8 protein-coding genes and 1 tRNA gene are annotated in these 12,209 nt (G+C 72.5%); 3 read left to right on the forward strand and 6 right to left on the reverse strand.

Annotated elements, in window-relative coordinates:
• Positions 1–140 precede the first annotated feature (140 nt).
• Positions 141–1,580 carry a serine/threonine-protein kinase gene (locus tag WMF26_RS04230; RefSeq protein WP_437999236.1) on the forward strand — a complete coding sequence of 480 codons (1,440 nt, stop codon included), beginning with the start codon at positions 141–143 and terminating at the stop codon, positions 1,578–1,580.
• Between the two features lie 50 nt (positions 1,581–1,630).
• On the opposite strand, the gene WMF26_RS04235 is transcribed toward WMF26_RS04230, so the two are convergent.
• Positions 1,631–2,893, reverse strand: a complete 1,263-nt coding sequence (locus WMF26_RS04235; protein ID WP_437999237.1) for a chorismate-binding protein — start codon at positions 2,891–2,893, stop codon at positions 1,631–1,633.
• A 64-nt stretch (positions 2,894–2,957) separates the two neighbouring features.
• On the opposite strand from WMF26_RS04235, the gene WMF26_RS04240 reads away from it, so the two are divergent.
• Positions 2,958–3,632, forward strand: a complete 675-nt coding sequence (locus WMF26_RS04240) for a TlpA family protein disulfide reductase (protein WP_437335929.1) — start codon at positions 2,958–2,960, stop codon at positions 3,630–3,632.
• 49 nt (positions 3,633–3,681) lie between these two features.
• Here WMF26_RS04240 and WMF26_RS04245 read toward each other — a convergent pair whose 3' ends face one another.
• Positions 3,682–4,290, reverse strand: a complete 609-nt coding sequence (locus WMF26_RS04245; protein WP_020732843.1) for a response regulator — start codon at positions 4,288–4,290, stop codon at positions 3,682–3,684.
• A gap of 525 nt (positions 4,291–4,815) precedes the next feature.
• Here WMF26_RS04245 and WMF26_RS04250 point away from each other — a divergent pair.
• Positions 4,816–4,892: transfer RNA gene (locus tag WMF26_RS04250), tRNA-Pro, on the forward strand.
• Between the two features lie 506 nt (positions 4,893–5,398).
• On the opposite strand, the gene WMF26_RS04255 is transcribed toward WMF26_RS04250, so the two are convergent.
• From WMF26_RS04255 to WMF26_RS04270, 4 genes are all read right to left on the reverse strand, one after another.
• Entirely contained in the window at positions 5,399–8,146 is a 2,748-nt protein-coding gene (locus tag WMF26_RS04255) for an ATP-binding protein (protein WP_437999238.1), read from the reverse strand.
• 323 nt (positions 8,147–8,469) lie between these two features.
• The gene (locus tag WMF26_RS04260; protein WP_437335931.1) at positions 8,470–9,441 is read right to left on the reverse strand and encodes an electron transfer flavoprotein subunit alpha/FixB family protein; all 972 of its coding nucleotides are present in this window, start codon (positions 9,439–9,441) and stop codon (positions 8,470–8,472) included.
• A 72-nt stretch (positions 9,442–9,513) separates the two neighbouring features.
• Positions 9,514–10,341 (reverse strand): electron transfer flavoprotein subunit beta/FixA family protein, encoded by an 828-nt coding sequence (locus WMF26_RS04265; RefSeq protein ID WP_437999239.1) that lies wholly within the window; start codon positions 10,339–10,341, stop codon positions 9,514–9,516.
• An 832-nt stretch (positions 10,342–11,173) separates the two neighbouring features.
• Positions 11,174–12,025 (reverse strand): hypothetical protein, encoded by an 852-nt coding sequence (locus WMF26_RS04270; protein WP_437999240.1) that lies wholly within the window; start codon positions 12,023–12,025, stop codon positions 11,174–11,176.
• Positions 12,026–12,209: the final 184 nt, after the last annotated feature.

Genomic DNA, 12,209 nt, shown 5'->3' on the forward strand with positions numbered 1-12,209 from the left:
GGCCTTCCCCGTGCGCTCCCCCCGTACGAACGCTCACAGCGCATCCCCCGCCGAGGCGATTTCTCAAGCGATCCGCGCTGCTACAAATTGCGCCCCGAGGTCGATGTGCAACTTTACCGTGGGGGAGGAGGCTCAGGTATATGGACATCACACCGGGCACCATCGTCGGGGGGAAATATCTGCTGGAGAGGCAGCTCGTGCGGCCTGGCGCGCGGCTGGCGCGCGACCGAGGCTCGGTCTGGGTCGCGCGCGAGCTGCGGCTCGGGGGGCGCGTCGCGCTGAAGCTCTTCCACCCCGACGCTGGCGCGACGGGAGAGCTCCTCCGGATCGATCGTTGTGTCCGCGCTGCCGCCGGGCTCTCGTCGCGGCACGTGGTGCGCGTGCACGACCACGGCGCCGAGGGGGACAGGGTCTACCTGGCCATGGACCTGCTCTCCGGCGAGGATCTCGCGGCGCGCCTGCTCCGGCGCAGCCGCCTCTCGCTGCAGGAGGCGGCGCGCATCGCCGCGCAGGCCGGCGAGGCCCTCCGGTGCGCCCACGCGGCGGATCTCCTCCACCAGGGACTCCGGCCGGAGAGCCTCTTCCTCGCGCTGGACGGCGGCGAGGAGATCGTGAAGGTGCTCGATCTCGGGCTCCCGAGGGCGGTCGTGCCGCGGCTCGTGAGCGACGTCGCGGCCGAGGTGAGCGCGAGCTCGCTCCACTACCTCAGCCCCGAGCAGATCCGATCGGAACGTACCCTCGATGCGCAGACCGATCTCTGGTCGCTGGCCGCGGTCCTGTTCCGTGCGGTGACCGGCCAGCTCCCGTTTCCGGGCGACATCGCCAGCGTCGTGGCCTCGAAGATCCTGCTCGCGCCGCCGCCTGCGGCGACGCAGCTCGTGTCGAGCCTGCCTGCTGCGCTGGACGGCTTCTTCGAGAAGGCGTTCGCGCGCGATCTGGCGCGGCGCTTTCGATCGATCGAGGAGATGGTGGAGTCGCTCGTCGGCATCGCGGAGCTCGCGCCGCCTCCCTCGTCTGGCGTGCTGCGTCCGCCCCCGCCGGCGCGCGTCCCCCCGTGGGCGGCCGCGGCGCGGCCGCTGGCCGCGCTGTCCGCGGAGGTGGCGTCCAGCGCTGCTGCGCGGGCGGATCCCGACCCTGCTGAGCCGCCGAGCGCCGGCCAGCGTGCGGCCCCGGACACGCTGCTCACCGCGGAGAGCGCCGACGTCCTGCGCGGGCTCGACGGCCCGCCCGCGCGCGGCGCGTGGCTCCTGCCGGCGGGCCTCGTGGCGCTGCTCGGCGCGGTGGCGCTCGTGACGAGCGCTCGGCTGGATCGCCCCGCGCCGGCGACGGCCGTCGGCGGCGCCAGGGCGGCGGTGCTCTCGGCGTCCCTCGCGGTTCGCCGCGCCGCGCCGCTGCCCGCCGCCGCGCCCACGGCGGCCTCGTCCGCGCTCTTCCGGCGAGCCCCTCACGCCTCTCCCCAGCGCAGCGCCCACGCCGCCACGGCCGCGCCGCCGCACGCCGCGCCGCCGCGCCCGGCGCGGCCGGGCTCCTCGGCGGGGCCCGCGCCCGCGCGCGTGCGCCACGGCTTCGCGCCGGACTGAGCGAGCGGCGCGCGCTGGCCCGAGGGCGGCGCTGGCCCTCGTGGGTCGCGCTAGTCGCTCCGGGATCCGTCGTCCCCAGCGGCATCCTTCTCGGCGGCGGCCTTCTCAGCGGCGGCCTTCTCGGCGGCCGCCCTCTCGGCGGCGGCCTTCTTCTCCTCGGCGAGGTCGTGCGCCTTGCGTGCCTCGTGCGCCGCGCGGATGGCCGACAGCGGGCCGCGCGCGTCGCGCCGCGTTCGCTCGGCTTCCGCGCGGGGCTCGCTTCCGTTCCCGATGCGCGCGCCGGTCATCACCTCGAAGTACCCGAACGCGCTCCAGACGGCGCCGAGCGTGTGCGCGATCTCGGAGCCCTCCGGCCCGAAGTACCCCACCGCGCCGCCGTAGACCCACCGCGGGCCGGCCTCCAGGCTGCGGCTGATGGCGCTCGCGCGCGCTGCCGGCTGGCCGACGGCGCTGCCGCCCGCGAGGGCGGCGCGCATCGCCTCGACGAACGACGCGTCCCCGGCGCGCGGCTCGGCCGACGCATCGCGCTCGGCGCGCACGAGCGTCTCGCCCGACGTCCCCGCGATGGCGAGCCCCGGCGCGAACGGCGACTCGGCGAAGTCGAGGAAGTAGAGGTGCGTCGACGGCGCGAGCAGCCGCAGCGCGCGGTACACGTCGAACGGATCCGCGCCGCGGAGCGGTGACCGGAACCTCCGCGCGAGCACCACCTCCGTCGCCTCGCCGGCCGCGATCCGCTCGCGCGCGGCCGCCACCTTCGCCGCGTAGCCGTCGTCGGTCACCGGCGTCTCCAGGTGCTCCGGCAGCGCCTCCGGATCGAGCGCGGGCAGGCCCGGCTGCTCCGGCCCGTGCGTCATCTCCCAGGCGCAGCGGTTCACCGCGCCCTGCGATCGGCCGGCGATGGTCATCGTCTGCGCCACGCTGTCGAACACGACGACGGTCGCGTCCTTCAGCACGCGCCCGAGGTACATCTCCTCGGGCCACGGCTCGATGCCCATGAGCTGGTGCAGCGTATCGTACGAGAGGAAGCCGACCCACGACCGGCAGACGCGCGCGGCCAGGTCGCGCGGCGAGCCCGGCGCCCCCGGCTCCGCGAGCCCCTCCGCCAGCGCCTCGAACGGGTCGAACCCGCTCGGGAGGAGGCTCTCGGCGCGCGCCCGGTACCCCAGGATCGCGTAGCGGCCCCAGCGCTCGCCGGAGACGGCGGACTCGAACATGAACGACGATCGGCCCGGCGCGTGGGCGCGGAGCGCGGCGTAGGCGCGGACCGGCGTGATGTGATCGGCCGGGAGGGTGCGGGTCACGACGGAGCTCATCGCCGCCGAGCCTACACGACGTTGCGCCGCCCGGCGAAGGAGGCCAAGGTTGCCCGGGAACACCGTGCGAAGCGCGATCGTCCTCTCGTCGGTCCTCTGCCTGGCTGCCTGCGGCGGCGCCCAGCCCGCCCCGTCCGATGCCCGCACCACGGTCGTCTCGCTGCGGAACATCGACTGCGAGGCGTGCGGCGCCGAGCTCGTCGCCGATCTCCGCGAGCGCCCCGGCGTCTACGCGGCCACGTTCGACAAGCGCCGCGCCGAGATCGCCGTCACCGCGTCGAGCTCGTTCGACGTCGCGGACGCCGTGAAGCAGCTCGCCGCCGACGAGGGGTTCGAGGCGGTGCTCGGCGGCGGCAAGGGGCAGTACCTCGGCTGGGCGACCTTCCCCGAGGGGGCGGACGCTCGGACGATCTCCGAGGGCGGCGCGGACATCCCCGATCTCGGCGCCCACGTCGTCCCGGGCAAGGTCACGGTCATCGATTTCGCGGCGAGCTGGTGCTTGCCGTGCCGCAAGCTGGACGCGCACATGGCCAAGGTGCTCCAGGCTCGCCGGGACGTCGCCTACCGCAAGCTCGACATCGGCGACTGGGGCACACCGCTCGCCCAGCGCTACCTGAAGCACGTCTCGAAGCTGCCCTACGTGATCGTCTACGACGCGACCGGCGCGCACCTGGACGCGATCGCGGGCCTCGAGCTCGACAAGCTCGACGCGGCGATCGAGCGCGGCGCGCGGCGCTGAGCCGGCGCCCGCCCGGTCGCTCGCGCGCGCGGCGGCGCCGGCCCGCGGATCAGTAGTGGCCGAAGAGGTCCTGGATGCGCGACTCGAGGGCGACCGCGATCTTGTAGAGCGACGAGATGGACGCCGACGACTCGGCGCGCTCGATCTGCGAGAGCAGCGACACGCTGAGCCCCGTGCGGCGGGCCATCTGCTTGAGCGTCAGGTCCTTGTCCTTGCGGAGGTTCCTGATCGTGTCGCCGATGACGCGGTGGAGCTGCTCTTCGGGCGTCCGCGCGAGGCCCTTCTTGCGCATGACGCGGGCGAGCACCTCGCGGAACTCGTCGACGTTGAACGGCTTCTTGATGTAGTCGACCGCGTCGAGCTTCATGGACGCGACGGCGCTCTCGAGGTTGGGGAAGCCGGTGAAGATGACGACGGCGATGTCGTTGTCGACCTTGCGGATGCGCTTGAGCACCTCGATGCCGTCGAGCTTCGGCATCATGAGGTCGAGGATGATGAGGTGGTAGCCGCCCGCGCGGACCTCCTCTTCCACGGTCGTGGGATCGCCCAGCGTCTTGACCTGATAGCCGTCGCGCTCGAGCAGCGTCTGCATGTAGTCACAGATCGCCCGGTCGTCGTCGACGATCAGAATGCGCACAGCGGGAAGCTCAATTGCCACCTGTTCCTCCTCTCACGTACCCGTCGTAGGACCGCCGAAGCCGGTCGCCTTTGTCTCACGGTCGGCCGAAGCCGGTCGCCCGTGTGTCATGCACCCGCACGACCGCCGAAACCGGTCGCCCTGGTCTGTTCTGGAAGGGGCCGCACCGGCGGTCCCCTGCCCAACGCTGCGCGAGCAGGGGGCGAGGCCCTGACCGGCGCCACAGGCCCCTCGCGCTTTGCTTGCTCTCGGCAACATCGGGATTCCAGTGACACTTTAACACGGTCTGAGCAAGTCGTAGACGGGAGTTTTTTCTTGCGCTCCCCCAATTCTTGGCTTCGTGAAACGTCCGGGGCGCCGGGTGAGGCGGGAAACAGGAGTGTTTCTGGGCACTTTCCGCCGTTCGTCCGTGTTGCGGCGGGCCGGTGTTTCTGGGGGCGCGGGTTGGTGCCGGGGTGCCCTGGTTCATTTCGTCTTGACAAGCGCCCCGCTCTTAGCGATGTTGCGCGCCCGCTGTTCAGCGGGCGTTGCTCTTGCGGCAGCGTACGGGGCGTAGCGCAGCCTGGTAGCGCACTCGGTTCGGGACCGAGGAGTCGGAGGTTCAAATCCTCTCGCCCCGACCATCTCTTCGACAGAGGGACAGGTCGATCGCAGCGAGGGCGTCCGTCGCCCTCGCTGGTATCCCTGTCGCCCGAAGCGACGCTCGATGACCGCGTCGTTGCCTCAGCGGTCCCTGCGGGCCTCCGCTGTGGCCGTCTGCGAGCCCGCCGCTGGGCCCTCTGCGGGCGCGCCGCTGAGCGCGCCCTACGAGCTGCCGCTGCGGGCTCCCACCCGCGTGGGAAGGCGCTCCTGGCAAGGCGGTAGGCCCTTGGCGGGGGTGGTCGCCGCGCGGCGCACGGAGGGCTGATGTTTGAGCCTGTGTGACGTCGCTCCTCCGGCGAAGCCTGAGGAGCGACGTCACAGGCGAGTTCAGCCCTCCGTGCGCCGCGCGGCGACCACCCCCGCCGAGGGCCGGGCCCCGGCTATCGTGACGTCGCTCCTCCGGCGAAGCCTGAGGAGCGACGTCACAGGCGAGTTCAGCCCTCCGTGCGCCGCGCGGCGACCACCCCCGCCGAGGGCCGGGCCCCGGCTATCCCGTGCGCCCCGCCAGGTTGGCGATCACCGCCGCGAGCTCCGACGCCTCGATCGGCTTGGGGACATGCGACTGGAACCCCGCCAGCAGCGCCCGCGTCCGGTCCTGCGCGCTCGCGTACGCCGTCAGCGCCGCCGCCGGGATGCGCCCGCCGTGCTCGGGGCTCTGCGCGCGCAGCCGCCGGATCAGGCTGTAGCCGTCCTCCCCGGGCATCCCGAGATCGCTCAGGATCACGTCGGGCTTCTCGCGCGCGATCGCCGACAGCGCCTCGTCGACCGTCGCCACCGCCGTGATGGTCGCCCCCTTGCGCTCCAGCACCGTCGTCACGAGCTCCCGCGCGTCCGGCTCGTCGTCGACCATCAGCACGCGCACGCCCTGCAGCGTCGGCTCCGCATCGGCGGCCAGGCTGCTCAGCCCCTCGGCCTTCCGGAGCGCCGCGATCGCGCCCCGCGGCGCGAGCGGGATGTCCACCGTGAACGTCGCGCCCTTGCCCTCGCCGCCGCTCTCCGCCTTCACCGTGCCGCCGTGCAGCTCGACCAGGTGGCGCGCGATCGCGAGGCCGAGCCCGAGCCCGCTGTGCGGCCGCGTGCTCGTGCTGTCGGCCTGCCGGAAGCGGTCGAACACGTACGGCAGGAACTCCGGCACGATGCCCTGGCCGGTGTCGCTCACCTGGATGCGCGCCAGGCCCTCGACCCTGCTGAGCTGGATCGACACCTTGCCGCCGCGCGGCGTGAACTTGATCGCGTTCGACAGGAGGTTCCACACCACCTGCTGCAGCCGCGTCTGGTCGCCCGAGATCGGCCCCGCGCCCGCGTCGAGCTGCACCGCGAGCTCGATCCCCTTCGCGTCCGCGCCGTGGCGGACCGCGTCGATGGCCGCGTTGATGATCGGCGGCAGATCCACGAGCATCACGTCGAGCCGCAGCTTGCCGGTGATGATGCGGGAGGCGTCGAGCAGATCCTCGACGAGCTGCGCCTGGAGCGTGCCGTTGCGCTCGATCGCCTCGAGCGCGCGGACGTGCGTGTCCGGCTTCAGCGAGCCCTGCCGGAGCATGCGCGCCCAGCCGAGGATCGCGGTGAGCGGCGTCCTGAGCTCGTGGGAGAGCGTGGCGAGGAACTCGTCCTTCGCCCGGTTGACCTGCTGCGACTCGCGGTAGAGCTGCGCGTTGTCGAGCGCGAGCGCCGCGAAGTTGCAGAGCTCCTCGGCGAGCGCGAGATCGTCGACGCCGTAGCGCCGGCTCGACTCGGTCGAGAACAGCGTGATCGCGCCGCGCGTCCGGCCGCGCGCGCGCAGCGGGACGACCATCGCCGAGCGGACGCCGAGCTCCCGGAGCAGCGCGGGGTAGACCGGATCGTGCGCGCCGGACAGGGCCTCGTCGCCGGGCTCGGGCGACGAGGTCCGCTGCCACGCCATGCCGTCGACCTCCGGGAGCAGCAGCGACTCGCCGCACCGGAGCACCGCGTGCACCGCGCGGGGCACCTCGGGGTCGCTCGGGTAGCGGGCCGACAGCTCCTTGCCGAGCGCCTGCTTCGCGGTGCTCGCGTGCACGGCCGCGAGCCGGCTCAGCGAGCCGTCGGGCTCGACGATGTCCACCACCGCCGCGTCGGCGATGTGCGGCACCGCGAGGCGCGCGACGTTGGACAGGGTCGTGTCGTACTCGAGGCCGGACAGCGCGAGCTGCCGGCTCGCCTCGCCGATGAAGTAGCGCCGCTTGTCGGCGAGCCGCTTCTCCGTCACGTCGCGGAAGACCAGCACGAGCCCGACGAGATCGCCGTCGTCGCTCCGGATCGGCGCCCCGCTCGAGTCGATCGCGAGCTCCGAGCCGTCCCTGCGCAGGAGCAGCGTCGTGTCGTCGAGCCCGATGATGCCGCCGTGGCGCAGCACCTCGGTGACCGGGTTGTCGAGGTCGTCGCGCGTCTGCTCGGAGATGACGCGGAAGACCTCGGACAGCCGGCGATCCCGCGCCTCGTCGAGCGTCCACCCGGTCAGCTTCTCGGCCACGGCGTTCATGAAGTCGATCCGGCCCGAGCCGTCGGTCGAGATCACCGCGTCGCCGATGCTCTTCAGCGTCGTCGAGAACTTGGTCCTGCTGACGCGCAGGTCCGCCTCGAGCTGCTTGAACTGGGTGATGTCGGCGAAGATCGAGACGGCGCCGAGCAGCTCGCCCTCCGGCGAGAAGAGCGGGGCGCAGCTCCCGAGCATCATCCCGTGGGTGCCGTCGAAGCGCTGGAAGTGGAGCTCCTCGGCGGGCACGCTCTCCCGGCTGGAGAGGCACCGCGCCATCGACCAGTCCCCGCCCTCGAACGGCCGGCCGTCGGGGTGGAACGCGCGGTAGCGCCCCCACCCCTCGACGGTGTTGGCGCTGGTGCTGCCGGCCCAGATGCGCTCGGACGCCCGGTTCTGGAGGATCAGCTTGCCCTGCGCGTCGGAGACGATGATGCCGTGCGGGCTCTCGCTGAGCAGCGCGTCGAGCAGCCCGCGCTCGTGCCGGGTGATGGCGCGCAGCCGCTCGACCTCGCGGCGCAGCGTCTCGATCTCCGTGTCGATCGGCGGCACCGACGCGGCGAGCGGCGTGAGCTCGAACGAGGCGCTCGCGGCCGGGTCGAGGCTCACGATCGCGCGATCGATCTCCATGACCGCCGGGCCGATGAGCCGGCGTTGCTCGGCGGTCGCGGCGGCCTCGAGGAGCGATGCCCGCGCCTGCGCAAGGGCCGTGACGATCGGGATGTCCGAACGTTCGGGCATGGCTTCAAGGGATCCCACGGCCGCCGGACGCGAACAAGATGCTATGCGAGCGACCCGACACGGAATTTACGTTGCCGTACGTGGACTTCTCGCTGGACGGACTCTTCCGGTGGGCCGGAGCACGGCCGCGGCCCGATTTATAGAGAGCGGCGCGTCGCGCCCCGGCGGGGCCGGTCGCGGCGCGCCCCGGCGGGGCCGGTCGCGGCGCGCCCCGGCGGGGCTGGTCGCGGTTCGCCCCGGCGGGGCTGGCCGCGGCGCGCCCCGGCGGGGCCGGGCGCGGCCGTCGGCTTTGCGCGGCCTGGATCAGCCGCGCGCCGCCTGGATCATCCGCGCGCGGCCTGGATCTGCTTCACGAGCTCGGGCACGGTCGTGAAGAGGTCGGCGACCAGGCCGTAGTCGGCGACCTGGAAGATCGGCGCGTCGGCGTCCTTGTTGATGGCCACGATGACCTTCGAGCCCTTCATCCCGGCGAGGTGCTGGATGGCGCCGGAGATGCCGACGGCGACGTAGAGCGACGGCGCGACGACCTTGCCCGTCTGGCCGACCTGCAGGTCGCTGGCGGCGTAGCCGGCGTCGCACGCGGCGCGGCTCGCGCCGACCGCGGCGCCGAGGACGTCGGCGAGCGGGTCGAGGACCTCGTTGAACCGCTCCTTCAGCGCGCGGCCGCCGGAGACGACGACCTTGGCCTCGGTGAGCTCGGGGCGCTCGCTCTTCACCTGGTCGAAGGAGACGAACTCCACGCGCTCCGCGGCGGCGCTCGGCGCGACGACCGCGACCTGCTCGACGGGCGACTTCGACCCGGCGGGCTCGGCGGGGGCGAACGCGCTCTGCCGCACGCTCACGACCTGGATCGGGGTCGCGACGGAGCAGATCCCGTACGCGTTGCCGGCGTACATCGGGCGCTTGTACTTGAGCGTCGCGCCTTCGGCCACGAGCTCGGAGATGTCGCTCGCGAACCCGGCGGAGAGCCGCGCGGCCACGCGCGGGAGCAGGTCCTTGCCGTAGGCGCTCGCGGTGCCCACGACGACCGCGTAGCCCTTCGCGGCCGCCGCGACGGTCGGCACGTAGCGCTCGGCCACGTAGTCCTTGAGCGCGCTCGACTCGGCGACGAGCACCTTGGCCGCGCCGAGCGTCGCCGCCTCGGCGGCCGCGTCGCCGAGGGCGTCGCCGATCACGAGGATCGCGTACGTCCCGCCGAGCGCCGCCGCCGCCTGCCTGGCGAACGTGACCGCGGAGTGCGTCGTCTTCTTCAGCTTTCCTTCGGCGGCCTCGGCCACCACGAGAACGTCAGCCATGATCCCTCCTGCACCTCCTCAAATGGTGTCGGTTGATCCCCGCGCGGGCGGGGATCTGCCCTTCGGGTCCCGTCAGAGGACCTTCGCCTCGTTCTTGAGGCGGGTGACGAGCTCACCGACGTCTTTCACCTTGATGCCCGCCTTGCGCGCCGGGGGCGGCTGGAACGCGTGGTACTGGACCTTGAGCGCCTGGTCGGCGGCGAGGTCGGCGAGCTTCACCTCGGCGAGGGGCTTCTTCTTGGCGGCCATGATGGCGGGGAGCGCCGCGAAGCGCACGCCGTCGTTGTACTTGAAGGCGGGCGCGGTCTTCATCGAGTAGACGCTGGTCGGCGCGACGATGCGGAGGTCGACCGTGACGACGGCCGGCAGGCGCACGCGGAGGGTGGCGACGCCGCCGTCGACCTCGCGGCCGACGAGCAGGGCGCCCTTCTCTTCCTTGAGGGTCGCGGCGAAGGTGGCGAGCGGCCAGTCGAGCAGCTCGGCGAGGATCTGGCCGACCTGGTTCGAGTCGCCGTCGACGGCCTGCTTGCCCATGACCACGGCGTCGGGCTTCTCGCGCTCGACGAGCGTCTTGAGCGCGCGGGCGACGAGGTCGCCGTCGAGCTTGTCGTCGGTGACGTCGATGCGGATGGCGCGGTCGGCGCCGGTGGCGAGGGCGGCGCGGAGGGTCTGCTCGGTCTCCTTGGGCCCGAAGGTGACGACGATGACCTCGCCCGCCCGCGTCTTCGGCGCCTTGCCGTCCTCGGTCAGGCGCAGCGCTGCTTCGAGCGCGTATTCGTCGAACGGGTTCGGTTTCCACTCGAGCCCGGTCGTCTCGATTTTGTCCCCTGACGCAGGGATCTTCACCTTGTTCGCGTTATCCGGATCGGCGACGCGCTTGAGCGGAACGAGGATCTTCACGGCTCGGTTGGCTCCTGTGGCTGTGGGGGTAACGCAGAGCGTAGTCCGCCCGGGCAGGGGCGCGCCACACGACAGACGGGCCGGCGGACCCGAGCGTGGATCCGGCGAGCCCGCTGAAATAGCGCGCCCGAGGCGGAGGAAAGCGGTCATGGCAGCGCCGACGTGGTGCGTCAAGCAGACGCGGCGGTTCTTGTGGGATGGAGACGACTCGTTGTGAGGAATCTCGCGGAGGGGAAGGGTGCCCGGGGTGAGCCGGTGTGAGGGCGTGAGGGAGCTCGCGGCGGGGAGGGGAGGGAGCGGGGGTGTGAGCGGCGGAGAGGGGGCCGGCGGCGGGGGAGCGTGACGGAGGTGATCCGTTGGAGAGGGGGGTGGCGGCGGGGGGCGAGGCGGAGGCGATCCGTTGAGAGGGGGTGGCGGCGAGGGGAGATAACGGATCGAGTCCGTTGCGAGAGCCTGCCGGCAAGGGCTCTCCTTGGATCGAGTCGGTCAGGAGGGCCTGCGCGCAAGGGGGCTCAACGGATTGAGTCCGTCGGTCGGCCGCGCGTGCAGCAGGGGCTCAACGGATCGCGTTTATCGGGAGGGCCTGCGCGCAGGGGGGCTCAACGGATCGCGTCTATCGGGAAGACCTGGGCGCAGGGGGAGCTCAACGGATCGCATCTATCGGGAAGGCCTGGGCGCAGGGGGCGCTCAACGGATCGCGTCTATCGGGAGGGCCTGCGCAGGGGGGGCTCAACGGATCGAGTCGGTCAGGAGGCCCCGCGCGCAGGGGGGCTCGACGGATCGAGTTTGTCAGGAGGCCCCGCGCGCGGGGGGCCTTGATGGACGGAGTCTGTCAGGAAGGCCTGCCGTCAGGGCCGGCGCGTCGATCCACCCCGGCGGCGGGCGCTTCCCCATCGGTCGCGGGCTCGCCTGCGCCGCCGGCGGCCGGCGGAGCGATGTCCTCCGCGTCGGTCTCCTTGCCGTTCGCGCGCCGGCGCTCGGCCTTGGCCGTCTCGCGCTCGAGCGGCGCGAGCAGCCGGCGCGTCGTCTCCGCGTCGGCCTCCTCGAGCTCCAGCATCTGGAGCACGCTGCGCATCACCTTGATCCAGCGGTTGCGCGCCCGGAGCTGCCCGCCGCGCGGATCCGCCGCGCCCGGCCTGTCCTGCGCCTCCAGGTGGACGCGCCGCGCGTCGAGCTTGCCCAGCTCGTCGCCCGCGGCGAACCACGCTTGCACCGCCTTGAGCAGGTTGCCCCCCGGCGTCGGCAGCGCCTTGAGCGCCGCCTTCGACTCCGGCGTCAGCCGGTCGCGCGCGAGCTTCACCTCGCCCGCCTCATCGCTGTAGCTCGCCGAGATGAACTTCAGCCCATCCGCGAAGAGCTGATCTCGAATCTCGAGATAGATCGCCGCGTCCTCGGGATCGTCGGCGAGATCGGCGAACCCGGTGAGCACCGCGTGCGCGCCGCGGGCTTTGCGATCGTGAACCTGGTCGGTCGCGACCTGCTTTTGCTGGATCGCGGCGAGCTCGTCGTTCGCCTTCTTCGGCGGGCGGTGCGACTTCAAGATACCGTCGTGCGCGGCCTCGATATCGTCGATGAGCGGGGCGCACCGCTTCAGCGACACGAGGAGCGGCCTTTCGCGCTCGGGGTCGAGCCACGCGGCCGTGATCTGAACCATCTGACGAGGAGAGAGGTCTTTGAGCGCCATGGTGCCTCCTTGGTTTTCCTCCGGCGACGCTCGCCGGGGAACGCACCATCGGGCAGGCTCCCAGGTCGAGCGCTGTCCGTGAAGGCCGCTCGCGCGACGCGAACGTGCCCTGGCCACCATCACGGCGGCAGTTTTTCCGCCCGTGTGAACCGCGGCGGCCGGGCGCCGGCTTCCTGCCGTCGTC

It is taken from the genome of Sorangium sp. So ce185 (assembly GCF_051526825.1).
Classification (GTDB): Bacteria; Myxococcota_A; Polyangia; order Polyangiales; family Polyangiaceae; genus Sorangium; species Sorangium cellulosum_D.